We start from the raw sequence: 23641 nt of genomic DNA, 5'->3' as shown, positions 1-23641 counted from the left end.
AGAGGGGAGTAAAGTTTTTTTTCCTCTTTAATAGGTAGTATACAGGGAGCGCAGAGAAGAGTGAAACCGCTTCAAACTTCAGGGGGAATATACTGAATTCACGCCTGCCCGTTTGAACGGGGCTATATTCCAATATGTACTGCAGTTAGGTTACTCCGTAATACTCCAGGACATGCATAAGAGCAGCAAGGCTCTGCTGCAAATGGAGTTTAATCACTTCCCGGCTGTATAGCGGCATATATTTCTTCATATACATAGGACAGCAGCCAAACTGGCAAACAGAAACCAATTCTTCTATTTGAACGAAAGGGCGGGGAAGGGATGGAGCAGCAGTGGAAAAAGAGTCTCTATGTCTATGTCGATCAGCTGAATAAGGGGCGGGTTGCGCCCGGAGTGGAGCCGCGGCATACAACTATTAAGGACCCGCGGTTTCTGGGCGGGCAGCGGGCGCGCTCCCGCCGGATCGCCGAGTGGTACACCCGGCGGGGCATTGTCCCGCTGCGCGGCGAGACCGGCGTCAGAACGCTGCGCACGGTGCGGCAGAATGCGGCCGAGGTCGTTGCCGATGTCGCGCTGCACAGTGCTTTTTATTATGAGAAGGGCGGAATGACGCACCGGGAGGATATTATTGAATCCGAGCGGTTAACCTTTGTGCAGAATGCAGGGGCGTGGGAGATAGTTAACGTGGAGCGCAGTGTGCCTGAACGGAATGCTGTGCGCAAGGTAGTGGAGGCAGAGCCGGCACTGCGTTTGTCGGAATGGGGGGAAGTGCTGCCTGCACCGCAGCCGTCGCTACCGCTGCTGAACCGGAGCGTACTGCGCGGAACCGGCGTGGCCAGAGAGGTGCGCTACCGCCGGGAAGAGGCCGCTGCTTATGCAGACCGCTGGTGGAAGGACGGCAACCCGGAGTTTGAAATATTCGAGGTGGACTGCACCAACTTCGTCTCCCAATGTCTCTTTGCAGGGGGAGCACCTATCAACTATACTGGTAAAAGAGAAACGGGCTGGTGGTACAAGGGCTATAACGGGGCGCAGGAATGGTGGAGCTTCAGCTGGGCGGTCTCGGACAGCCTGCAGCATTTCCTGAGCCGCAGCCGCAGCCATGGCCTGCGTGCTGAGATTGTCGAGCGGCCGGAGCAGCTGATGCTTGGCGATTTGATCCAGTATGACTGGGACGGCAACGGGCATTATCAGCACAGCACGATCGTTACCGCTTTTGACGCGGGGGGAATGCCTCTGGTGAATGCCCGGACGGTCAGCAGCCGCCACCGCTATTGGGATTACAAGGATTCCTACGCCTGGACGGACCGCACGGCCTACCGTTTTTTTCATATTAATGACTACTTATAATTCAGAAAGAGGTTAGGGCATGGGGAACGATAAATGTACCGTAGGACTGGTGTACGGCGGCAAATCCGGGGAGCATGAGGTATCGCTGCAGACGGCTTATGCGGTTATGAACGCTTTTGACTACGATAAATATGAGATTATCCCGTTCTATATTTCGAAGCAGGGAGTGTGGAAGGTAGGCGCGGCCCTGGAGGCTCCCTACCGTGAGCCGCAGGAACTGAAGCTGTCCGGAGTTTCCGGTGACATGGGGATGGCCCTTAATGCCTTATTCAGCGGGCTAAGCGGCGGAGAGTCCATTATAGATGTGATGTTCCCGCTGCTGCACGGCACGAATGGTGAAGACGGGACGATCCAGGGATTGTTCGAAATGGCGAATATTCCGTATATCGGGGCAGGGGTTCTGGCTTCCTCCGCCGGTATGGATAAGGTTGTCATGAAGAAGCTGTTCGGCGAGGCCGGGCTTGAGCAGTGCGAATACTGCTATTTCAATGCTGCGGAATGGAAACGCAAGAGCCATGCGCTGACCGTTAACATAGAGGATAAACTGGGATATCCGGTGTTCGTTAAGCCGGCCAATCTCGGCTCCAGCGTAGGCATCTCCAAGGCAACCGACAAGGAGAGCCTGGTTAAGGCTGTAGAATACGCCCTGCGTTATGATACCAAGGTCATTATTGAAGAATTCGTCGATGCACGCGAGGTGGAGGTTGCTGTACTCGGCAACGAAGAACCGGATGCATCGGTTCCGGGTGAAATCGTCTCTTCCGGCGAATATTATGACTATGCGGCAAAATACACCGACGGCAAGTCGCAGATGCTGATTCCGGCGCCTGTTGATTCCGAGGTGGCGGAACGTCTGCGTGATGCAGCCCTGCGGGCTTTCAAGGCCATTGAGGGCAGCGGTATTACCCGGGCCGACTTCTTCCTGCGGAAGTCTGACGGCAAGATTCTGATTAATGAAGTGAATACGATGCCCGGCTTCACCCCGTTCAGCATGTATCCCCTGCTGTGGCGTGAGACCGGTGTATCCTATCAGGCGCTTCTGGACCGGATGATCGAGCTGGCGCTGGAGCGTTACCGGTTCAGACAGGGCCTTAAATACGACAACGAATAATACCAGGTGATCGGCGGGAGCATTCCGGCCGGGAAGGAGAGAGAAGCATGGGATTTCAATCAGAATTCAATTCGGTGTGCAAGTTCAAGAATGAACAGGAGCTGTATGAGCTGCTGGAGTACGGACGTACCAAGATGGTGAAGCAGGGCTTCCGCGTCTATCCGACCGGCCAGAAGGTTATCGCTTATAATCCGGAGAATGTGGCTGTGGCCATTGTCAAAATTTCTGCTTCCATTGCTGAAATCAATTTTCAGGGCAATGAGGTTACCGCTGTCGAAATGGATCTGGTGCGCAAGCTGAATGACGAAGAATCGCGTATTCAGACTGCCCTTGCCTATGAGATGTTCTTCGGTGAAGAGGGATGATTGTCCGCTTCGGCTATGTCGCCATGTCAACTGTCATCCCAGAATGCTCCCCCTCCAAGACTATGACTATGGCAAGCTTTGGTAAGCTTGGCGACCGGGAAGCCGGGCTGCGCAAGCTGGAAGCAATAGCCCGGATGAATCTGCATAATACGCTGCGCCTGCTGAAGCATAACGCAGGCTCGGATATCATGGTCTACCGGCTTACCTCCAAGCTGGTTCCGCTGGCCACGCATCCTGATCTGGAGGATTGGAATGCATTGTCCGCACTTGCGGAGGATTTTGCTGAAGTCGGCAATTATGTGAAGAAGCACCGGATGCGGGTCAGCTTTCATCCGGACCACTTCACCGTACTGAGTACTCCGCGGCCGGAGGTGCTCGTGAACTCCGTGCGGGACCTGCAGCACCATGCAGATATGCTGGAGGCCATGGGGCTGCCGGCAACCGCCAAGAGCAATATTCATATTGGCGGTGCTTACGGGGACAAGCCCCTGTCGGCAGCACGGTTCTGCGAGCAGTGCTCCGCATTGCCGCTTGCCCTCCGGGAACGCATGACGCTGGAGAACGATGACAAGACCTTTAATGCGGTGGAGACACTGGATGTCTGCCGCAAGATGGGACTGCCGATGGTACTGGATATCCACCACCAGTGGGTCAACAATGAGGGAGAGCTGCCCTGGGAGCTGTGGCCGGGAATTCAGGAGACCTGGAAGAGCAGTCTTGCCCTGAAGGATGTTCCGGCCGGAGAGACGCTGCCGCCCAAGATTCATGTCTCCAGCCCGCGCAGCCCGTCAGACCCGCGCAGCCATGCTGATGGCGTGGAGCCGGCGCCGCTCGTGGCTTTCCTGAAGCGGATCGCCGCAGATACTCCTGCAGTAGATGTCATGATTGAGGCGAAGCTAAAGGACGGGGCGCTGTTTGGCCTGATGGAGGCTATGAAGGAGTACGCCGGGAAGGATAGCGGAATTACGGTACTTAATGGTGCCAGCGTGAATATAGAACCTTAAGCGCTGTGTAACTTTGATGCATGGAGTTACCTGCGGCGCGGCTCTGAAATACGGGCTGCAAAGTCTTTTACACTTGATAAGTCTGCTCAAATAGGTTACGTTGAAGGAAATTAAAGCTATGGGGAAATGATGTCCTGCGCGAAACAGCGTTCCATGGGAGAACGATCATGTGCAAAGAAAGCGGAGTGAAGAGATGAGTCCTGTAAGTCCAGATAACCGAAATGAAAGGGAGCCCTATGTAGTTACAAGCAAGGGCCATACGGCAGTAGCCATCAATGCCGCAGCCAAAGCGGGGGAATGGATCAAGAGCAGACAAGGCCAGGTGAAGGAGCTGGGCAGCAAGACTTCCGCCCAGGATCTGGTTACAGAGGTCGATAAAGGTGTGGAGCAAATGATCCGCCGGCTGATCCTGACCCATTACCCTGACCATGCCATTCTTGGCGAGGAAGGGGTTCAGCCGGGAGCAGATGCAATCACAGCGGCTCTGGTTGAGGCGCGTGAGCATGAATATCTGTGGATTGTTGATCCGATTGACGGCACTACTAATTTTGTACACGGCTTCCCTTTCTATTGCGTATCGATTGCGCTCGTAATTAAGGGAGAACTGACGGTGGGGGTTATCTACGATCCGATCCGTGATGAGATGTTCGTTGCCGAGAAAGGCAAAGGCGCCTATATGCACGGAATTCCTACCTCGGTATCCGCTGAAACCGAGCCTGGCAGCAGCCTGCTTGCAATGGGCTTCCCGCCGGACCGGGTATTCGCCCAGCCGGCTAATATGGCAGGACTGCAGCATATTCTGCCGCAGGTCCGCGGCGTCCGCGCCGGCGGCTCGGCAGCCCTGCATCTGGCGTATGTTGCCGCAGGCCGTGTGGACGGTTACTGGGAAGTCGGGCTGAGTCCGTGGGACTGCGCTGCAGGCGTTCTGCTGGTGCTGGAATCCGGCGGCAAGGTTACGGATACACAAGGTAATCCTTATGATATCGGCACACGCCATGTTGTGGCGAGCAACGGACGGATTCATGATTATCTGGTATCATCGCTGCAGGCGGCAGAAGCCACAGGCTTCAAGAAGCAGTAAGGAGGCGTGTGCCATGAGCGGCAATGATGATCTGGAACGTAAGCTGAGTGAGCTTCTGGAGGATGGCGAGATGGAGCAGGCGGACCGGAAGGCTAAGGAGATCCGTCAGATTTCACCGAAATACGAGATCCGGATTCAGACTACGCTTGATCCGATAGCCGAGGAAACGCTCCGTTACCGCAAAATAGCCTATGAGCTGGATGACCGGTATGATAAATATGTGCTGCAGCGTGAGAAAGGCGAGCACCCGCAAAGCCCTGACAGCCGGAAGAAATCTGCAGAATCCGGCAATGCAGAGCAGTAAGCAGCGTAATTCTTCAAGAGCGGTTTCCCGGTTGTCCGGGAAACCGCTCTTTTGTATAACGTAGCTGGATGATAGAATGGAATTATACTAATTTAGGGGGAATTCGATGCTGAAGGCATGGAGAAAATTCATATCCGCCGGTACGCTGGCAATGATGATGTTCGCTGCATTGATGAGTGTACATGCAGGACCAGCCGGCGCTGCTGCAGCGGCTGTAGCGCAAGACCCGGAGCAGGATATCTTTCGCATCGTGGCGCTTGGCGATTCGATTACTGCCGGGTATGAACCGGGCATGACTGATCCGAATGTGAAGCCGTACGGCTACGCCGAAAGATTGCTTGAGCAGGGCTGGTATCACGGCAGAACTGAGCTCAGTAATTACGGGATATTAGGTTTGAAGACGGCGGGACTGCTCGCATACACTACAGCTGTCAAAGACGGTGCTGCTATTACGGCGGAAGGAATCCAGGCCGGACTGCGCGATCCGCGGATCAGCGGGCTGGCAGCCCTAACCCCGCAGATCAGAACCGAGCTTGCTGCTGCAGATCTGGTAACCATTACGATAGGCGGCAATGATGTCAGCAGCCTGTTCATGGATTATAAGACGCTCACGGATGCCGACTTTGCGGCTCAGCTTGCGGAGCGCCTGACAGAGTACAGCAGCAATGTGAAATCTGTCCTGGACAACATCAGAGCGGTGAATCCGCAGGCAGCCATACTGCTTGCCGATCAATACCAGCCTGCGCCCCGCATTGCGCTTGGAGCATCCTACGACAAGCTGATGAATGCGGCAGCGCAGTTCACGGCAGCAGCTGAGAACATTGCCGCAGGCCTGAACCAGGCAGGCGCGCAGGTGAAGGTAGCTCATGTGGCGGCACAATTTGCCGGAGTAGAAGGCTCGCTGACACATATTATCGGGGCAGGAGCGGCCGATTTCCATCCCACCCAGCTGGGGTACGAGAAGATTGCCCGTGTATTTGCAGAGCTGCAGTGGGGAGAATACAGGACACCTGCGGTTGCCGCGGTGGCTTCAGCTGCCGCGCCGATGGCCATTGTAGTGAAGGGGATTGAACTGAATACCCCGAATAAGCCCATTTTGAAGAATGGCCAGAACTTCCTGGCTCTGAAGGATATCCTCAATGCGGTGGGGGCGAACGGCAAGTGGGATAATAAAACCTCCAGCGCCACTATTATTTACGGCGGGAGAACGGTCATCATTACGATCGGTGCGAAGACGATTAAGGTGAACGGTGCCGATGTGGCAATTGATACACCGGCATTCCTGCAGAAGGTCGGCAAAGAGGATAAAACCTATCTGCCGCTCGCTGCGCTCGCTACCGGCCTTGGCTTTGATGTGAATTACAGCAGCAAGCTGCGGACCGCATTCATTAATCCTTAATTCCGCATAGAATATCAGCAAGCGACTTAATCAAATCAGGCCCGTATGGCAAAGGTGGATGAATGCAGTTGTCTAGCACAAAGTATAAAGCTGATTATATTATCACGATGGACGATATTATCCGTGAAGGTGATCCTGTCCTCCGTGCGGTAGCAGAACCAGTGGAAGTGCCGCTCCAGAATCAGGACCGCGAGGCGCTGCAGTGCATGATGCAGTTCTTGAAGAACAGCCAGGATCCGGAAATGTCTGCGAAGCATAAGCTGCGCTCGGGAGTGGGCTTGTCTGCCAATCAAATCGGGCTGTCGCAGCGGATGTTCGTCATGTATCTGAAGGATGATAACGGCAAGAATGTAGAGTATACATGGGTCAATCCCAAGATCATCAGCCATTCTCTGGCGATGGTATATTTGCCGGAGAGTGAGGGCTGCCTGTCCGTTGACCGTCCTGTCCACGGTTTTGTGCCGCGTTATGAGTCGGTGAAGGTACGCGGCTTTAATCTGAAGGGTGAGGTCATCACCCAGAAATTCAAAGGCTATCAGGCGATTGTAATTCAGCATGAAATGGATCATCTGGACGGGATTATGTTCTACGACCGGATTAACAAGGAGAACCCGTTTAAGCTTCCGCAGGATGCGGAGATCCGCAGCCTGTATGAGCAAAAGGGGAAGTAAGAACAGCGGCAGCCGGTACAGTCAAACTGAACCCGGGAGGAAACGAAATGGAGTGGAGCAGAAGCGCCTTAAGAGGAATACCAAATGCGTATAACGAAGAAGCGAAGAGAATCGATGAGCAAATCCTTGGATTGGTCCTGCAGCGGAGGGCTGTCTCGGGCGGGAAGCGGCTGTTCCCGGACCCGGAAGTGCTGGAGCGGTGGTCTGAAGAACTGGGAATGGAAACAGCTGAGATCTCGCTTGTGCTCAGCAGCCTGAACGAAACTGTGCCGCGGCGGCATTTCTGGGAAGAGCCGGGTGAACTCTGCGGAGTATTGCCCCTCATGAAGACAACACGGGACGGCGAGTTTGAATATACCCTCACGCATTCCATGCAGTATGAGCATTTGAGCATCGTTTCGGTAGAAGTTAAGTGCCTCAAACAGACAGCAGAACCGGTCAGCCTTCAGGCGGAGCTTACACTTGCTATTCTGGGCCAGGAGGAATATGAGGCAAGAATGCATGGCGGCCGGGGCGGAGGCTCGCAGCTGCAAATGCAGTTTATGGTGTCGCCGCCCCTTCCGGATCTGCCGGATTCCGTTGAATTCTCGCTGATTCCCGCACCCAGAAGCTTCCTGCGTCCGCATCGTGAAGAGATTATTCTCGACAAGCAGATTGATTTCAACTAACAGGATAGGACCCGTCCGTAAAGAATAACCCGCTGCAGATTCTGCAGCGGGTTATTTGCTAATTACAGCTGTGTTCTATCCTTGGATTATTATTGCTCCGCAGCCATCGCTGCGAAGGAAGCTTCTGCCGCTTCCAGCGTAATGTCAATGTCGGCATCGGTATGCGCAGTGGTCAGGAACCATGCCTCATATTTGGATGGGGCCAGATTGATGCCCCGGCTCAGCATATGACGGAAGAAGCTGGCGAACAGCTCACCGTCGGTATCCTGCGCTTCATCATAATTAGTGATGGGATGGCTGCAGAAATGGGTAGAGAATGCGCCGCGGATCCGGTTGATGGTCAGCGGAATGCCGTGCCGGTCAGCGGATGCCTGCAAGCCTTCGGTCAGGCGGATGGCCAGCCGCTCCATCTCGTCATAGACACCTTCCGCGGCCAGCACCTCAAGACAGGCGATACCGGCTGAGATGGATGCCGGATTGCCCGCCATCGTACCGGCCTGGTAAGCCGGGCCGAGCGGGGCAACCTGCTCCATGACATGCTTCCGTCCGCCATACGCGCCGATTGGCAGTCCGCCGCCGATGATTTTGCCGAGTGCAGTCAGATCGGGGATGATATCCTCGTGGTTAGCAAGACCCTCATAGGTCTGGGTGGAGCCGTAATGGAACCGGAAGGCGGTAATGACCTCATCGTAGATGACAAGTGAGCCGTTCTCATGCGTCAGCTTGCACAGGCCTTCCAGGAAGCCCGGCTGCGGCATCACCATGCCGAAGTTGCCGACGATCGGCTCAACCATGACGGCTGCCACATCTTCGCCCCACTTCGCAAGTGCTCCGCGCAGTCCGTCCAGGTCATTGAAGGGAACGGTAACAACTTCCTGAGCGATGCTGGCTGGAACGCCTGCACTGTCCGGGATGCCCAGTGTAGAAGGTCCGGAACCGGCGGCTACAAGCACGAGGTCGGAATGGCCATGGTAGCAGCCGGCGAATTTGATGATTTTGCTGCGTTTTGTATAGGCGCGGGCCACTCGGATCGTGGTCATGACGGCCTCGGTCCCGGAATTGACGAACCGTACCTTATCCATAGAAGGAATAGCTTCCTTCAGCATCTTGGCCAGCTTGATCTCGAGCCGGGTAGGTGTGCCGTAGAGCAGGCCGTTCTGGGCTGCTTCCGTAATGGCAGCCGTGATATGCGGGTGGGCATGTCCGGTAATAATCGGGCCGTAAGCAGCCAGATAATCAATGTACTCATTGCCGTCCTCATCCCAGAAGCGTGAGCCCCCGGCGCGTTTCATGAATACGGGCGCGCCGCCGCCCACGGCCTTGAAGGAACGGGAAGGGCTGTTGACGCCTCCGACGATATGCTGCAAAGCTTCCTCGTATAAATGTTCTGATGTACTGCGGTTCATAGTCAATCATCCTTTCATCACTTGGCGCAAGGGAAAGGGCGAACAGCGGATGATTCCGCTGTCCGCCCGCCCCTTACGCCAAGCATGCTTATATTGGGTTCTAATTTGTTGCCGGTGTAGCTGAAGGTGTACTGCTTCCTGTAGCGTCTGCTGCAGGAGTTGGAGTCGGATCAGGAGCAGTAATCGTATCCTGCACGAATTGCTGCAGATCCTCAGTGCTGGTGAAACCGATAACCTGGGCTCCATCGCTGGTAGTTTTCTCCCTGATCAGGCTCATCGGCGGAATCTGTGCACTGCCGCCCATCGAACTGTCATAACCTACGGTCCCCAGCTTCCACATATCACTTGTGGTAAGATTGGTATCAATAAACGGAGTAACCTCTGACAGAATTGTGGGCAGCTTAATAATAGAAGTGGTGCTGATCACCTTGTCCGCTACGGCCTTGAGGAATCCGCGCTGGCGTTCCGTCCGGGTGAAATCGGAAGTGGCGTCATGGCGGAAACGCACGTACTGCAGCGCCATATTTCCATCCAGGTGCTGGAAGCCTTTTTTGAGATCAATGTCAAACTCAGGCCCGTCAGCCTTGGAGGTATAGTGCATGTCCTTCTCAACCTCATAGTCTACACCGCCAACGGCATCTACAAGCTTCATGAAGCCCTGGAAATCGGTATACACATAATATTGAATCGGGATGCCGAGCAGGTCGCTTACGGTCTGCATCGCCGTATTGGGTCCATAGGTAATTGCAGCATTAATCCGCTGTGTCCCGTGGTCAGGAATCGGAATGTAAGTATCGCGGAGAATGGAGAATACATAGAATTTTTTCTTGACCGGGTCGAGAGAAGCGACGAGCATCGTATCCGAACGTGGAACCTCGCCTTTCTTCACCCCGCGTGCATCTACACCCATCAGCAGGATATTTACCGGCTCAGTCCCTTCCCATTCAGGAGGCTGGACCGTTTCCGCCGAAGCTGTCGGAACGTTGACAAACGGAGAATCTTCACCTGTCTTATGCAGGTTGTCGAGCTGGTTGTAGATCGCGGTGAAATAATAAACCAGTCCCCCGATAATTAGAAGGAGTATGATTGCCAGGGTCCAGAGCAGCGGTTTCTTTTTTGACTTGCCGGCTTTTGCGTGCCGGTTCTTTCTTGGCGGCATTTCGTTCTCCCTTTCCGATTCACATTCTCTACATTATAATTTCTTTTGGGAATACACGCAATTTCCGAATCTCCATCCAATCCAGCAAGGAGTGAACATTGAATGACTGTCAAGCTCGGACAAGAAGTCCCGGACTTCACGCTGCCCTCTTCCACCGGGGAGGCGATCAGCCTAAGCCAGTACCGCGGCCGGAAAGTGCTGCTCTACTTCTATCCCAAAAATATGACGCCCGCCTGCACCCAGGAGGCCTGCGATTTCCGTGATATCCATGATACGATTACCGTACACGGGGCTGTTCTGCTTGGGGTCAGTACCGACTCCCTGGCTTCACACGGCAAGTTTGCCGCCAAGCATGAGCTGCCGTTTCCGCTGCTCTCCGACGAAGAGCATGTGGTTAGTGAATTATTCGGCGTATGGCAGCTGAAGAAGCTGTACGGCAAAGAATTTATGGGAATTGTGCGCTCCACCTTCCTGATTGATGAAGACGGCATCCTGAGTGCAGAATGGAGAAAAGTCCGGGTCAAGGGACATGCCGGAGCGGCATTAGAACAAATCGTGAAATAATTAGTATGCTGGGAATTAATTGTAATTGTCTGTTACTTTTTTAACAGCTTAGATCAGGTCCCCGCATGATATAGTTGCCTCATATTACTTCAAATTTGGAGCAAGGCATGGGGGATGGCATGATGATACTGCGGATTGGGCTTGATGTCGGATCAACTACAGCCAAATTGGTTGTTATGCAGCGGGATACAATACTATATCAAGATTACGTACGCCATTTCAGTGATATAAAAAAAGCAGCGCTCTCGCTCCTGGCCGATGTGCTGGGGAAATTCCCGGGCAGCGAGGCGGCTCTTACGGTAAGCGGCTCCTCCGGCCTCTCCTTATCCAAGCTGGGGGAGATTCCGTTTGTCCAGGAGGTCATTGCCTGCACCAAGGCCATCAGCGAACGGATTCCGCAGTGCGATACGGCGATTGAGCTTGGCGGGGAGGATGCCAAGATTATCTATCTCAGCGGCGGGATCGAGCAGCGGATGAATACCGCCTGCGCGGGCGGTACCGGAGCGTTCATCGACCAGATGGCCTCACTGCTGCAGACCGATCCCGGCGGGCTGAATGAGCTTGCCGTGAAGCATGAGCGGATCTATCCCATCGCTTCACGCTGCGGCGTATTTGCCAAGAGCGATGTGCAGCCGCTGCTGAATGAGGGAGCCCGCCGCGAGGATGTGGCCGCTTCCATCTTCCAGAGCATCGTCAACCAGACGATCAGCGGGCTTGCCTGCGGCCGGCCGATCCGCGGCCGGGTAGCCTTCCTCGGCGGGCCGCTGACCTTCCTGTCCGCTTTGCGTGACCGGTTCACGGAGACGCTGGGGCTGGGCGAGGGGGATGTGCTGTTCCCCGAGCACTCGCAGTATTTTGTCGCCATCGGCTCGGCGCTTGCACAGCGCGATCCCTTAATCCTGCCGCTGGCTGATTGGATCTCACGCATTGAAGCTGTCGATTTCAGCAAGGACCGTGCGGAGGACGCCGAGCTGGCACCGCTGTTTGCAACGCCGGAGGAGCTGGACTCGTTCCGGCTGCGTCATGGTAACGCTACTGCTCCGCGCTCGGAGCTGTCCGCTTACCTGGGACCAGTGTATCTGGGAATTGATGCCGGCTCGACAACAACGAAGCTGGTAATTACCGGGTCAGCCGATGAAATTCTGTATACCTTCTATGGAAGCAATAAAGGTAATCCGCTGCAGTCAGTCACGGATGCGCTGAAGGAGATTTACCGGATACTGCCTGACGGCTGCTATATCGCGGGTGCTTATGCTACAGGCTATGGCGAGGGCCTGATTAAGGCTGCGCTGAAGACAGACGGCGGCGAGGTGGAGACAGTTGCCCATTACAGGGCAGCTGCCAAGTTCATGCCGGAGGTCGATTTCATCCTCGACATCGGCGGCCAGGATATGAAGTGCATTAAGATCCGCGGCGGTGCGATTGACAGCCTGATGCTGAATGAAGCCTGCTCGGCAGGCTGCGGCTCCTTCCTGGAGAGCTTTGCGTCTGCGCTGGAGCTGGATATCAAGGAATTTGCCGCTGCTGCCCTTGAGTCAGGCAAGCCGGTGAACTTAGGCTCACGCTGCACCGTGTTCATGAATTCCAAAGTGAAGCAGGTGCAGAAGGAAGGGGCCTCCCTGGCTGACCTGTCGGCCGGGCTGGCCTATTCCGTAGTGAAGAATGCCCTGCAAAAGGTAATCAAAATCCGCAACCCTGAGGATTTGGGCCGCAATATTATCGTTCAGGGCGGGACCTTCTACAATGAAGGCGTCCTGCGGGCGTTCGAGCTGCTGACCGGCAGAACGGTGGTACGTCCGGATATTGCTGGAGTCATGGGTGCGTACGGCTGTGCGCTGATTGCCAAGGATCAGGCCGGTGCGCAAGGGTTCAGTACGATTCTGGGACCGGATGAGCTGGAGACGTTCCAATACTCAGTAGCTCCCGGCCGCTGCAGCCGCTGCGCCAACAACTGCGCGCTGACAATCAGCCGCTTCCCGGACAAGAGCTTCCATGTGACCGGCAACCGCTGTGAACGCGGGGCGGGCGGCAAGAAAGAGAAGAACACCCTCCCGAACCTGATGCAATACAAATATGAGCGCTTCTTCGACTATGAAGGGCTGCCGGAAGAGGCGGCTGTGCGGGGAACAGTCGGGATTCCGCGGACGATGAATATGTTCGAGAATTTCCCGTTCTGGCATACCTTCTTCACTGCCTTGCGCTTCCGGACGGTGCTGTCGCCGAAATCCAGCAAGAAGCTGTATGAGAGCGGAATGGATACCATTCCTTCTGAATCCATCTGCTATCCGGCCAAGATGGCCCACGGGCATGTGCAGAGCCTGATCGGCAAAGGCGTCGATTTCATCTTTTATCCGGCGGTTGTGTATGAGAAGAAAGAGGATGACGCAGCCCAGAATCATTTCAATTGTCCGGTAGTAGCCTCTTACCCCGAGGTAATCCGTAACAATATGGATGGCCTGAAGGAGCAGGGGGTTCCGCTCGTCAGCCCGTTTCTGACCTTCGATGATATTCCGGCATTAACCCGGGTGCTGGTGAAAACCTTTGCGGAGGTTCCGAGGGAAGAGATTGCCGCTGCTGTGCAGGCCGGGCTGGCCGAAGCCGATCAGGCGAAGAGTGACGTCCGCACCAAGGGCGAGGAAACACTGGTCTTCCTCTCAGAGACCGGAACCAAAGGCATTCTGCTTTGCGGACATCCGTACCACGCTGACCCGGAGATCAATCACGGCATCGCCGATATGATTACCGGTATGGGTCTTGCCGTACTGACTGAGGATTCGGTCTGCCATCTGGACCACAGTGAAGGTGATGTGGGGGTAGTCAACCAGTGGACTTATCATGCGCGGATGTACCGTGCGGCCCGGCTCGCTGCAGGACGAAGCGATCTTGAGCTTGTCCAGCTGACTTCCTTCGGCTGCGGGATCGATGCGATTACCTGTGATGCTGTCCAGGAGATTATGGAGCGTCATAACAAGGTCTACACGCTGATCAAAATCGATGAAATCAGCAACCTGGGAGCTGCACGCATCCGTCTGCGTTCCCTGCTGGCCGCGATGCGCGAGCGGGAGAGAAGCGATGTACAGCCGCAGCTGCTCTACAAGACTCAGGCCAATGTACCGTTCACGAAGGAAATGAAGGAAACCTATACCATTCTGGCTCCGCAGATGTCACCGGTTCATTTCGAGCTGTTTGAACGGGTCTTCCGTGACGCTGGCTACCGGCTGAAGGTGCTCGTAACCACGGGGCCGGAGGAGACGGAGGAGGGCCTGCGGTACGTTAATAACGATGCCTGCTATCCGGCGATTGTGACGATCGGGCAGATGCTGTCCGCGCTCAAGAGCGGGGAATATGATCCGGACCGTACGGCGGTTATTATGTCCCAGACCGGCGGCGGCTGCCGGGCGACGAACTACATCTCACTGCTGCGCAAGGCGCTCAAGGATTCGAATCTGGGGCAGATTCCGGTCATTTCATTAAATGCCTCGGGCATGGAGAATCAGCCGGGCTTCCGCATCAGCCTGAAGCTTGCCAACCGGCTGATTGCTGCGGCCTGCTACGGCGATCTGATGATGCGTCTGCTCTATCACTTCCGGCCTTACGAGATTGTTCCGGGAAGCGCAGAGGCACTATTCCGCAAGGGGATGGAGCGCTGCAAGAACAGCCTGTCGAACTTCTCGTTCCGGGAGTACAAACGGCTGAGCCGTGAGATTGTTGCCGAATTCTCCAGGCTGGCCATTACTTCAGCGGATAAGCCGCGGGTCGGGATTGTCGGGGAGATTCTGATCAAATTCCATCCTGATGCCAACAACCGGATTATTGAGATGATTGAGGCTGAGGGCGGGGAAGCCGTAATGCCGGACTTCCTGGACTTCATCTTCTATTGTGTGTATAACCCGATTTACAAAGCCGAGCAGTTCGGCAAAAGCAAACGCCTGGGCTACATCAATCCCATGCTGATCTCCTATCTGGAGATTTACCGCAAGCCGGTAAAGGTAGCGCTGGAGCAGGCGGGACTGGCCAAAGGGCGCGAGAATATTTATGGTCTCGCCGAGAAGGCGGGGCGCCTGGTCTCCGCAGGCAACCAGATGGGCGAAGGCTGGTTCCTGACGGCAGAAATGATGGATCTGCTGGATAACGGGGTGAACAATATCGCCTGCATTCAGCCGTTTGCCTGCCTGCCGAATCATATTACCGGCCGGGGCATGATCAAGGGGCTGAAGGAGCTGTATCCGGGCGCGAATATCGTCGCCATTGACTATGATGCCGGAGTCAGCGTGGTGAACCAGGCGAACCGGATCAAGCTGATGATGTCGATTGCCAGCGGCCTGGCGAATGGAAGACAGCCTTCAGCCGAAGAGGTTGCGCAGCTGCAGCCGACACTGGTGGGCAGTCTGGGCTGCGGAAGATAACGCAGCATTTCGGGGAATAAAAGAGCGTGACCGGATAGGTTTCCGGTCACGCTCTTTTGCGTGCAATTGAAGACAGGGAGGAAGGGGGCTCCTGCTGAAGGAAGCGGACAGTCCGGGATCAGGGACCCGCCCTGACGGCTTCCGCTCATTCCGGCTGTAGCTTCTGCTTCGCCCGCATCGCTTTGTTAAGATGGACGAAATTATGCCGTGTTGCCGGCATGAGGATCAGTCCGGCAAGTGTTTTGCCGCCCCAGTAATCAAGCAGCCACTGCTCGCTTTCCAGTACAGCCTGTTCCTCCCGGATTCTCAGGAACTGTGCCGGGGTCGCTTTGGTGGCAAATTGCCCCGGCTCGGTCGCCGAGATGAAGGAACGGGTCCGGACGGCGACGGCATGGCGGTAGGCGGCGAGAGCCTCCAGCTGGATCTCTGCGCTGAGCCTGGCGACATCCTGCTCGCTCATTCCGTTTCCGGAATGGATGAAGGAGGTCTGCAGGCTCTCAGCGTAATGGTCCGAGTGCATCACCTGTTCACGGTCTGCCCCAAGGATATTCATCGTGATATCCTCAATCCGCGCACTGTGCCAGAGATGCCAGACTATTGAATTACGGCTCCCGGGAGTATGCACCGGGTAGCTGCGCAGTGTCGTTTCACGGATATTATGCCATAGCAGGTCTTCATATCCGGGCTGCTCTGCACCGGCTGGCCCGGAAGCGTACAGGGCAGTGTGCAGCTCCAGAAACAGACTGACGGCTGCGGCATGTGACTGCGGCTTGGAGAGTAACCCTGTGAGTACCTTATGATTCTCATTCCAGTTTTTGCGCTGAGTCTGATCCAACGGCGATTCCCCGCTTTCATTCAGGATTATTAGGTTGAAAGAAAAAGATCATTTTCAGAAAATTGCTGCAAAGCATTGACGGATAAATAGTTAAATAGTAAAATAGTTCGCATGCGAAGTATTTCGCAATAAGCTAATGGAGGGATGAATGGTGGAGGAAAAAGAACAGCAGCTCGACGATATTCTCTCCTCTTTCCGCTGCATCACCCATAATTTCCAGCAGCTGCTTTGGAAGGATGCCGAAGAACTTAATATTACTTCTACGCAGCTTATGGTACTGCGTAAGCTGTCGGCACATCCTGATATCGGCATCACTGAGCTTGCAGAGCTGCTGCATCTTGGGAACAGCGCCGCAAGCGGAGTGGTTGACCGGATGGTGAAGGCCGGATTGATAACCAGACAACGCTCGGAGAGCGACAGGCGTATATTTAAGCTGGCTATGACTGATAAGGGCCAAGAAATACGTGATCTGAGCAAGCAGTCGCTCAGAAGGTATCTCCAGCCGCTGAAGGATATCCCAGCAGAGGATGTCCGTGAGCTGCTGCGGCTGCATGGCCAAATTATTCAAATTCTCGAACAAGGGAGAGACAACAAGAAGCTATGAGTACAATAACTGCTGATACCGGAGCGTCCAAGGCGTTCCGCAGAGGTCCGATTATTGCAGCGCTGCTGATCGGCGCGTTCGTGGCGCTGCTCAATCAGACGCTGATGAATGTGGCCCTGCCCAAAATGATGGAGGACCTGAAGATCGCCGCCAATACGGCACAATGGCTGACTACAGGGTTCATGCTGGTTAACGGGGTGCTGGTGCCGATCAGCGCTTACCTGGTGGAGAAATTTACGACCCGCCAGCTCTTTACAACGGCAATGATCCTATTCTCGATAGGTACACTGGTGTGTGCGACAGGTGCAGGATTTGAGATGATTATGGTCGGCAGAGTGATTCAGGCTGTAGGGGCCGGAATACTGATGCCGCTGATGAACATTGTGTTCCTGCGTATCTTCCCGATTGAAGAACGCGGTAAGGCGATGGGGCTGATGGCAGTGGCAATGATCTTTGCTCCGGCAGTCGGACCAACGCTGTCCGGTTGGGTAGTCCAGAACTACTCCTGGCGTGTGCTGTTCTACATTGTGCTTCCGCTGGCCATCTTCTCTACACTGCTTGGCATGAAGACGATGCAGAACGTAGGCAAGCTGACTTCTCCAAGACTGGATAAGCCGGGCGTAATTTTATCGACACTGGGCTTTGGCGGTCTGCTGTACGGATTCAGTGATGCCGGAACAGACGGCTGGAACAGCATGACGGTTATCCTTTGCCTGATCCTGGGCGTAGTCTCGCTGGCCTTGTTCGTCTGGCGTGAGCTTACGGCGGATAAGCCGCTGCTTGAATTCCGTATTTTCCGTTACAACATGTATTCCCTTACTACAGTGATTAACATTATCGTAACAATGGCTATGTATGCCGGCATGATTCTGCTCCCGATCTATCTTCAGACAATCCGCGGCTTTACACCGATGGAGTCCGGGCTGATGCTGCTGCCGGGTGCGATTCTGATGGGTATCATGTCTCCGATTACCGGAATTATATTTGATAAAATCGGCGCAAGATGGCTGGCGGTGCTCGGCCTGACCATCACAGCTATCACCACTTGGGAATTCAGCCAGATCAGTGATTCCACAACGTATACGCATCTGATTCTTACTTATACCGCCCGGATGTTCGGGATGTCGATGCTGATGATGCCGATTGTAACAGCCGGTCTGAATCAGCTGCCGCAGCGCCTGGCTTCACACGGCACAGCAATGTCTAACACTTTGCGGACCGTAGGCGGTGCACTGGGAATGGCGCTGTTCGTCAGCCTGTTCACCAACCGCACAAAGAGCAATATCACCGATGCGCTGACCAGCGGAGCGGTATCGCAGAGCGATAAGGCGGCGATGGCTAAGCTTACACAGGAAGCGACCATTAACGGAATTACCCATGCGTTCGCCGTAGCTACCTGGGTAACCGTCGTGGCCCTGGTGCTGGCGCTGTTCATCAAGAAAACCTCGCCGCAGCCTGACTTCCTGAAGACGGAAGAAGAAGAGCCTGTGCTGGCGCATAAGGTGAAATCCCAGCAAGCCTAATCTATCTATAAGCAGTGATCAGTAAAAGAGGGACGTCCCGTGTGACCGTAAAGGTTGCCGGGGCGTCCCTTTTTATAAGTTGAGAGTTGGGGTATTTGCAGCCCTCAGTGCACAGGAGTACCTGTGCTCCAGCGTTTCAGCAGCGGCAGGGAAGCATTCAGCATCTGGCGTGCCGCTGCTTCGTCCATGCCTTCCTCAATCAGATATCCGGCACAGAGATCGGTCATCTCCTGCAAAGTAATATTCGGCTGTTTAAATTCGCCTTGCTCATAACAATACATGCAGTAGTCCTCAACTTTGTTGCCTGCCTTGTCAGTACCCTGCAGCTCTGCACTCTCAACCGGCATACCGCAGCTTTGGCAGAATAAACCTTCAGGCTGTCCCGCTGATTTCGTCTCCATCATCCACACTCCTCCAGGATTCGGGCAGTCTATGCCGCCTCTTCTTGTCCAGTATAACCGTGTAAACCTGACAGCATAGATTCAGGTTCAATGAGGCTGAAATGGAAAATTGTATTTACATCCTTGCCGGTGGCGGAGGAGCAGAAGGCTCCGGCTGCGCAAGGCTGCTGCTGTACCGGGCGGCTACTCCTCCGGCCAGCTCTCCCAGCCTGCGGCGGATATGCTCCGGTGCAAGCACCTCCAGCGCTGTTCCGAAGCTTAGCAGAAAGCCCAGCAGCCAGTCGTTCTCCGGATAATGGACGGTCAGCCTATAGCCGCCGCTGCCATCCGGCTGCAGCTCCTCGGAGTCGAAGTATTCCTCGGCAAGATGTTTTCCCCAGGCCGGGAAATGCAGCGTAAGCGCCTCGGTGTTCTGCGGCTCCTTCCAGCCGTCACTCCAAGGCAGCTCCTTCAGCGGAATATCCTGGCGGACATAATGCTCCTGCTCCTTCACCAGCGCCTTCATCCGCAGCAGCTTGAAGAGCCGGAAATCCCGGCGTTCTGTGCAGAATCCGTATAAGTACCAGCTCTGGCCTTTGAGTACCAGTGTATAAGGCTCGACTATGCGTTTGCTGCCCCGGCCGTCCGCGGAAACATATTCGAAGGACACAACGGAATTGCCCTCCAGCGCTTCCTTCAGCAGGCTGAGCCGCTGCTCAAGCGGACCCATCAGCCCCCAAGGGGAGAAGTCGACGATCATTTGGGTAGTTTTGCTGCGGAAAGCGGCGGTTTGGGAGGGAGGAATCACGCTGCTGATCTTCTCCATCAGGAGCTGATGCTCTTCTCCGCCGTAGGAAGAGACGCTCTGCAGCGCATTAAAGATATCAGCCAGCTCCTTCTGGGAAAGAACGTTGCGGTCCAGCCGGTAGCCTTGCATAAGGCCAATGCCGCCGCCTGAGCCCTGGTACGTGACAACGGGAATGCCTGCGTTGTTAATGCTGTCTATATCACGGTAAATCGTGCGCACAGAGACCTCGAACATATCGGCCAGCTCCTTGGCCTGAACCAGCGGCCGGTTGAGCAGCAGAATAACAATCGAGAGCAACCGGTCTATCTTCACAAGAGAAGCACCTGCTTTCAATGGAATGGCTTAAGTTTAGCAAATTGCAGGAAATAAAACATTGCTTCAATTTATATATTATATTAACATCTAATTAGATAATTATATAATTATATAATTAAATGAGGAGCATAAACAATGACTGCCAGCTTAAGATTATTTACGGGGAACAATAGAGGGTACCGGCGGCTGTTCGCTGCCGGCCTGATCAACGGTATCGGTGACCGGTTCAGCAGTATTGCCATGCTGGCGCTGGTGCTTCATTTAACCGGTTCAGGAATGGCTGTAGGCATATCGCTTGGAGTGAGGGTATTGCCTTATTTGTTCATGGCACCGCTTGGCGGGCTGCTGGCAAGCAGGCTTCCGCGCAAAGGCATCATGATGACGGTTGATTTCCTGCGTGTGCCTGTAGCCTTATCCCTAATGCTTGTGGACGGCAAGGAAATGCTGTGGCTGGTGTATGCCGGCGGCTTCGTGATGGCTGCAGGCGAGGCAGTCTATAGCCCGGTACGCAAATCCTATATTCCGCTGCTGGCTGCGCCGGAGGATTTACTGCGGATTAACGGTCTAGAGCAGCTGCTGAACGGCTGCGTGCTTATACTGGGCGCTTTTACCGGGGGGCTCGTCTCATTCTACTTCGGTCCGGATCTGGCCTTTGTGATGAACGCGGTGTCTTTCCTCACGGCCGGTCTGCTGATTATGGGTATTCCGCACGGAAGCTCAGCGGCCGTCAGAGATAATAACAACGTTGTGCAATCTGCACAGGCAGGAAGCACGGGGAGTTCCTTAAGCCTGACTGCCGGGCCTCCCCGGCGGCGGGCTTTGCGGAAGCTGATTGCGGGCAGCCTGGTGCTGCAGATTGTCCTGTGCTATGAACTGCTTGTGCCGATAATTAACGGCTGGGACAATGTTCTGATCAGTGTCTATGCCATACAGGTCTTCCGGGCCGGGGACAGTGGAGTAGGGGCGTTCTATGCGGCGCTCGGGATTGGGCTTAGCCTGAGCTTTTTTGCCGGCCGGCTGCTTCGTACCAGGCTGCTGGCCGTGGCGCTCTGCGGGCTGCTGCTGGAGGGGGTTCTGCTGATGGCAATCAGTAATGCCGGCCACTTTATTACAGTATTTCTTCTGTACATTGTGCTGTCTCTGGCCGGAGGAATCGGTAATGCAAGCCTGGATACGCTGGTGATGCGGGAGACGCCGGCTGTGCTGCAGCCGGCTGTATTCGGGCTGCTTGCTGCGGTGAGCGGCACCCTTCTTGGCCTCTCTATGCTTACCGCCGGCTGGCTGCTTGATTATGTGGAGCCCCGGATGCTGGGCTTTGCGGGCGGAGCCGGTTTTGCCGGGATCGCCCTGCTGCTGGGAGGATATTTCCTGCTGCAGAGCAGCGGGAACAAGCTGCACCAAGAATAGGGCGGCTCAGCGGCTTTTGGAGGATTCCTTGACCTTCACTTTCACTTCAGCCTCAAGCGGAGTAACGGAACTGCGCCGGAGCAGCCGGAGGCGGATGGCACTGCGGTAACGGTACACAATAATAAGCACGGCGATGGCTGCCACGCCTGAGATCATCCAGAGGGCATAGGTTTCGAATAGGTGAAAGATCCCGGTCCACTGCGGCCCGAAAATTTTGCCGATACCGAGAAACAGGAGCACCCAGAATAATGCACCGCCATAAGCATATACAGCGAATTTGCGGAAAGGCAGGGCGATGATGCCGGCGAAATAGCCGGTGAAATGGCGGACGCCGGGAATGAAGTAACCGATGGAGATCAGCCCGGCGCCATAACGTTCAAACCAGTGCTGGGTTTTGGCGAGCTTGGCCGGAGAGAAGAGGAACCATTTGCCGTAGCGCTGGATGAACGGCAGTCCCGCTTTAAGCCCGATGAAATAGGTAATGGTCATGCCGGCGGTGGTTCCGGCCAGGGCAACAATAACGAGTGCAAAGAAATCAAGCCTTCCGGTATAGGACAGAAAGCCGGCGAAGGCCATAGTAGTCTCTCCCGGAAAGGGCAGGGCGATAAATTCCAGCAGAAGTCCAAAGAACAATACGCTGTATCCGTAGCTGGCGAACAATTCCTGTATCCATTTCAGCATTTCCATACATTATTCACACTCCGCAGGCAGCTTGCCTAATTCTAATTTGGGGCTTGTCTTCATACAATCTACCAAATGACGCGAATCCGTCAATAGAATGCTGGAGGTAGAGAAGATGAAGGAATGCCGGGTAAATCCGATCTGCAGATTAATCATCCGCGGGTTACTGGTAACTGCAATAATATTAAATTTGTCAGCCTGCGGGGAGAAAGGGCAATCTGCCGCTTCAGGGGAGACCTTCTCCCGGCACGCCGGAGCAGGCAATGCAATATCTGTATCTTCTAAGAATAATCTTCTCGGTGTCCCGGCGCAAGATTTGCCCGCACCCGCGGTTCAAGCAGCCGGCGCAGAGCCGGTGCAGCTGCTGCATTCCGTCTCCCCGGAAGCCGGATCAGCCTCTGGCGGGCAAGCCTCTCCGGTACAACAAGTATCTGCCGCTGCAGCCAAATCTAGTCCTGCTGCAGTACCCAGTCCGGGGCAGAAGACCGTATACCTCACCTTTGATGATGGCCCGAGTGCCGTAACCCCGGAAGTGCTGAAGATTCTGAAGCAGCAGGACGTGAAGGCTACCTTCTTTGTACTTGGAGATCAGGCTGCAAGCCGTCCTGAGCTGATCAATGCGATCTGGGAGCAGGGGCATGCCATCGGCAATCATACCTATAATCATAATTATCATGATTTATATAGCAGCTTCACAGAATTTTGGCGGCAGATCAAACAGACCGAAGAAACGGTCAGAGTAATCACAGGGGTCCGCCCGCAGCTTGTCCGTGCGCCCGGCGGTACCTTTGGCCATTTCGATGCGACATACTTTTATCTGCTGAAGCAGGCAGGTTATACGGTTATGGACTGGACGGCCGACAGCGGGGATTCCAGCCGCCGGGGAGTACCGTCAGCAGAGATCGTACGCAATTCGGTGGCTGATCTTACGTCCTCCAGGGTAATCCTGCTGCTGCATGACGGTTCAGGCCATGAGCAGAGCGCCAAGGCGCTGCCGGCAATTATTGAGCGCTACAAAGCCGCCGGTTACCAGTTTGAGGTGCTGGATGCACAAAGTGAGCCGGTACAGTTCAGGGTCTCCGCACGGGCAACAGCCCTGCAGCGGAGCAAGCCGTCTACGGCCTGGGTCTCCGCTAATATTGTTCCGAACGCTGAATTGTTTGCGCCCGGCAAACCGCTTGCGCTTGAGGTCGGAAAGCTGGAAACGAAGCTTACCCCCGGGGAATACAGCATCCGCAGCGGGCAATATTATGTGCCGCTCCGCACGGCTGTAGAACGGCTGGGCGGGGAGGTCGGCTGGGATACTGCCACCCGAAGCGGCAGAGTGGTCTGGAATGGCCGGACGCTCATTGTAGATTCCAGGCAGCAGCGGATGCTGGTGGTCGGGCCGGACGGTACGGAAAAGTCCAAGACAACAAGTGTGCAGCTTCTGGGTTCCGCTCTATGGGTACCTCTGCGCGATTTACTTGAAGCGGCAGGTCATCCTCCTGTGGAGGCCAGTGTGAATGCTGAGGAGCGAAGAGTGAAGGCTTCCTGAAGCTGTGTCAGCAGTATCAGGTTTAATATTTAACGCGATGACAGTCAGGCTATAGTGAACAGC

At 55.0% G+C, this 23641-nt stretch carries 21 protein-coding genes; 15 read left to right on the top strand and 6 right to left on the bottom strand.

Annotation, left to right across the window (positions count from 1 at the left end):
- The first annotated feature begins 321 nt into the window (after positions 1 to 321).
- The 9 genes from LOS79_RS21870 (at position 322) to LOS79_RS21830 (ending at position 7953) form a co-directional block, all read left to right on the top strand.
- On the top strand, positions 322 to 1350 hold the full coding sequence (locus LOS79_RS21870) for an amidase domain-containing protein (RefSeq protein WP_315412302.1): 1029 nt from the start codon (positions 322 to 324) through the stop codon (positions 1348 to 1350).
- A 19-nt stretch (positions 1351 to 1369) separates the two neighbouring features.
- Positions 1370 to 2461, top strand: a complete 1092-nt coding sequence (locus LOS79_RS21865) for a D-alanine--D-alanine ligase (protein ID WP_315412300.1) — start codon at positions 1370 to 1372, stop codon at positions 2459 to 2461.
- Between the two features lie 47 nt (positions 2462 to 2508).
- Positions 2509 to 2826, top strand: a complete 318-nt coding sequence (locus LOS79_RS21860; RefSeq protein ID WP_315412298.1) for a hypothetical protein — start codon at positions 2509 to 2511, stop codon at positions 2824 to 2826.
- On the top strand, positions 2823 to 3830 hold the full coding sequence (gene uvsE / locus LOS79_RS21855) for a UV DNA damage repair endonuclease UvsE (protein WP_315412297.1): 1008 nt from the start codon (positions 2823 to 2825) through the stop codon (positions 3828 to 3830). The genes LOS79_RS21860 and uvsE overlap by 4 nt, the downstream gene beginning before the upstream one ends.
- Before the next feature lie 193 nt (positions 3831 to 4023).
- Entirely contained in the window at positions 4024 to 4911 is an 888-nt protein-coding gene (locus tag LOS79_RS21850; RefSeq protein ID WP_315422373.1) for an inositol monophosphatase family protein, read from the top strand.
- A 13-nt stretch (positions 4912 to 4924) separates the two neighbouring features.
- Positions 4925 to 5215 (top strand): hypothetical protein, encoded by a 291-nt coding sequence (locus LOS79_RS21845; protein WP_315412296.1) that lies wholly within the window; start codon positions 4925 to 4927, stop codon positions 5213 to 5215.
- 106 nt (positions 5216 to 5321) lie between these two features.
- Positions 5322 to 6614 carry a stalk domain-containing protein gene (locus LOS79_RS21840; RefSeq protein ID WP_315412294.1) on the top strand — a complete coding sequence of 431 codons (1293 nt, stop codon included), beginning with the start codon at positions 5322 to 5324 and terminating at the stop codon, positions 6612 to 6614.
- 107 nt (positions 6615 to 6721) lie between these two features.
- The gene (gene def / locus LOS79_RS21835; protein WP_315422371.1) at positions 6722 to 7285 is read left to right on the top strand and encodes a peptide deformylase; all 564 of its coding nucleotides are present in this window, start codon (positions 6722 to 6724) and stop codon (positions 7283 to 7285) included.
- 47 nt (positions 7286 to 7332) lie between these two features.
- On the top strand, positions 7333 to 7953 hold the full coding sequence (locus LOS79_RS21830; protein WP_315412293.1) for a chorismate mutase family protein: 621 nt from the start codon (positions 7333 to 7335) through the stop codon (positions 7951 to 7953).
- Positions 7954 to 8042: 89 nt separating this feature from the next.
- Here LOS79_RS21830 and LOS79_RS21825 read toward each other — a convergent pair whose 3' ends face one another.
- Entirely contained in the window at positions 8043 to 9359 is a 1317-nt protein-coding gene (locus tag LOS79_RS21825; protein WP_315412292.1) for a glutamate-1-semialdehyde 2,1-aminomutase, read from the bottom strand.
- A gap of 100 nt (positions 9360 to 9459) precedes the next feature.
- Positions 9460 to 10518 carry an LCP family protein gene (locus tag LOS79_RS21820; RefSeq protein ID WP_315412291.1) on the bottom strand — a complete coding sequence of 353 codons (1059 nt, stop codon included), beginning with the start codon at positions 10516 to 10518 and terminating at the stop codon, positions 9460 to 9462.
- 102 nt (positions 10519 to 10620) lie between these two features.
- Between LOS79_RS21820 and bcp the strand changes: the two genes are divergently transcribed.
- Both bcp and LOS79_RS21810 read left to right on the top strand, forming a co-directional pair.
- A complete protein-coding gene (gene bcp, locus LOS79_RS21815) occupies positions 10621 to 11082 on the top strand; it encodes a thioredoxin-dependent thiol peroxidase (protein ID WP_315412289.1) in 462 nt (153 codons plus the stop codon).
- Positions 11083 to 11207: 125 nt separating this feature from the next.
- The gene (locus LOS79_RS21810; protein WP_315422369.1) at positions 11208 to 15488 is read left to right on the top strand and encodes an acyl-CoA dehydratase activase-related protein; all 4281 of its coding nucleotides are present in this window, start codon (positions 11208 to 11210) and stop codon (positions 15486 to 15488) included.
- A gap of 145 nt (positions 15489 to 15633) precedes the next feature.
- Here the strand turns inward: LOS79_RS21810 and LOS79_RS21805 are convergent, their stop codons facing one another.
- The gene (locus LOS79_RS21805) at positions 15634 to 16323 is read right to left on the bottom strand and encodes a DinB family protein (protein ID WP_315412288.1); all 690 of its coding nucleotides are present in this window, start codon (positions 16321 to 16323) and stop codon (positions 15634 to 15636) included.
- 148 nt (positions 16324 to 16471) lie between these two features.
- On the opposite strand from LOS79_RS21805, the gene LOS79_RS21800 reads away from it, so the two are divergent.
- Together LOS79_RS21800 and LOS79_RS21795 are read left to right on the top strand one after the other, a co-directional pair.
- Entirely contained in the window at positions 16472 to 16927 is a 456-nt protein-coding gene (locus LOS79_RS21800) for a MarR family winged helix-turn-helix transcriptional regulator (RefSeq protein ID WP_315412287.1), read from the top strand.
- Positions 16924 to 18450: a DHA2 family efflux MFS transporter permease subunit gene (locus tag LOS79_RS21795; RefSeq protein ID WP_315412286.1), complete on the top strand. Its 1527-nt coding sequence runs from the start codon at positions 16924 to 16926 to the stop codon at positions 18448 to 18450. The genes LOS79_RS21800 and LOS79_RS21795 overlap by 4 nt, the downstream gene beginning before the upstream one ends.
- A gap of 104 nt (positions 18451 to 18554) precedes the next feature.
- Here LOS79_RS21795 and LOS79_RS21790 read toward each other — a convergent pair whose 3' ends face one another.
- Both LOS79_RS21790 and LOS79_RS21785 read right to left on the bottom strand, forming a co-directional pair.
- The gene (locus tag LOS79_RS21790) at positions 18555 to 18854 is read right to left on the bottom strand and encodes a zinc ribbon domain-containing protein (protein WP_315412285.1); all 300 of its coding nucleotides are present in this window, start codon (positions 18852 to 18854) and stop codon (positions 18555 to 18557) included.
- A gap of 112 nt (positions 18855 to 18966) precedes the next feature.
- Positions 18967 to 19950 carry a helix-turn-helix transcriptional regulator gene (locus LOS79_RS21785; protein WP_315412283.1) on the bottom strand — a complete coding sequence of 328 codons (984 nt, stop codon included), beginning with the start codon at positions 19948 to 19950 and terminating at the stop codon, positions 18967 to 18969.
- A 138-nt stretch (positions 19951 to 20088) separates the two neighbouring features.
- Here LOS79_RS21785 and LOS79_RS21780 point away from each other — a divergent pair, with 138 nt between their 5' ends.
- On the top strand, positions 20089 to 21360 hold the full coding sequence (locus LOS79_RS21780; protein WP_315412282.1) for an MFS transporter: 1272 nt from the start codon (positions 20089 to 20091) through the stop codon (positions 21358 to 21360).
- A gap of 6 nt (positions 21361 to 21366) precedes the next feature.
- On the opposite strand, the gene LOS79_RS21775 is transcribed toward LOS79_RS21780, so the two are convergent.
- Positions 21367 to 22047, bottom strand: a complete 681-nt coding sequence (locus LOS79_RS21775; RefSeq protein WP_315412280.1) for a DedA family protein — start codon at positions 22045 to 22047, stop codon at positions 21367 to 21369.
- Positions 22048 to 22156: 109 nt separating this feature from the next.
- Between LOS79_RS21775 and LOS79_RS21770 the strand changes: the two genes are divergently transcribed.
- Positions 22157 to 23578 (top strand): polysaccharide deacetylase family protein, encoded by a 1422-nt coding sequence (locus LOS79_RS21770; protein ID WP_315412278.1) that lies wholly within the window; start codon positions 22157 to 22159, stop codon positions 23576 to 23578.
- Positions 23579 to 23641 lie beyond the last annotated feature (63 nt).

Source organism: Paenibacillus sp. MMS20-IR301, from assembly GCF_032302195.1.
Lineage (GTDB): Bacteria > Bacillota > Bacilli > Paenibacillales > Paenibacillaceae > Paenibacillus_AQ.
This window is presented reverse-complemented; position numbering and strand designations above follow the sequence as displayed.

Excerpts from the sequence above, each read along its gene's own strand:
- LOS79_RS21820 (WP_315412291.1), bottom strand. The coding sequence starts at position 10,518 with ATGCCGCCAAGAAAGAACCGGCACGCAAAAGCCGGCAAGTCAAAAAAG.
- LOS79_RS21850 (WP_315422373.1), top strand. The coding sequence starts at position 4,024 with ATGAGTCCTGTAAGTCCAGATAACCGAAATGAAAGGGAGCCCTATGTA.
- LOS79_RS21770 (WP_315412278.1), top strand. The coding sequence starts at position 22,157 with ATGAAGGAATGCCGGGTAAATCCGATCTGCAGATTAATCATCCGCGGG.
- LOS79_RS21795 (WP_315412286.1), top strand. The coding sequence starts at position 16,924 with ATGAGTACAATAACTGCTGATACCGGAGCGTCCAAGGCGTTCCGCAGA.
- LOS79_RS21825 (WP_315412292.1), bottom strand. The coding sequence starts at position 9,359 with ATGAACCGCAGTACATCAGAACATTTATACGAGGAAGCTTTGCAGCAT.
- def (WP_315422371.1), top strand. The coding sequence starts at position 6,722 with ATGGACGATATTATCCGTGAAGGTGATCCTGTCCTCCGTGCGGTAGCA.
- LOS79_RS21780 (WP_315412282.1), top strand. The coding sequence starts at position 20,089 with ATGACTGCCAGCTTAAGATTATTTACGGGGAACAATAGAGGGTACCGG.
- uvsE (WP_315412297.1), top strand. The coding sequence starts at position 2,823 with ATGATTGTCCGCTTCGGCTATGTCGCCATGTCAACTGTCATCCCAGAA.
- LOS79_RS21860 (WP_315412298.1), top strand. The coding sequence starts at position 2,509 with ATGGGATTTCAATCAGAATTCAATTCGGTGTGCAAGTTCAAGAATGAA.
- LOS79_RS21790 (WP_315412285.1), bottom strand. The coding sequence starts at position 18,854 with ATGATGGAGACGAAATCAGCGGGACAGCCTGAAGGTTTATTCTGCCAA.
- LOS79_RS21845 (WP_315412296.1), top strand. The coding sequence starts at position 4,925 with ATGAGCGGCAATGATGATCTGGAACGTAAGCTGAGTGAGCTTCTGGAG.
- LOS79_RS21840 (WP_315412294.1), top strand. The coding sequence starts at position 5,322 with ATGCTGAAGGCATGGAGAAAATTCATATCCGCCGGTACGCTGGCAATG.
- LOS79_RS21775 (WP_315412280.1), bottom strand. The coding sequence starts at position 22,047 with ATGGAAATGCTGAAATGGATACAGGAATTGTTCGCCAGCTACGGATAC.
- LOS79_RS21800 (WP_315412287.1), top strand. The coding sequence starts at position 16,472 with ATGGTGGAGGAAAAAGAACAGCAGCTCGACGATATTCTCTCCTCTTTC.
- LOS79_RS21870 (WP_315412302.1), top strand. The coding sequence starts at position 322 with ATGGAGCAGCAGTGGAAAAAGAGTCTCTATGTCTATGTCGATCAGCTG.
- bcp (WP_315412289.1), top strand. The coding sequence starts at position 10,621 with ATGACTGTCAAGCTCGGACAAGAAGTCCCGGACTTCACGCTGCCCTCT.
- LOS79_RS21830 (WP_315412293.1), top strand. The coding sequence starts at position 7,333 with ATGGAGTGGAGCAGAAGCGCCTTAAGAGGAATACCAAATGCGTATAAC.
- LOS79_RS21865 (WP_315412300.1), top strand. The coding sequence starts at position 1,370 with ATGGGGAACGATAAATGTACCGTAGGACTGGTGTACGGCGGCAAATCC.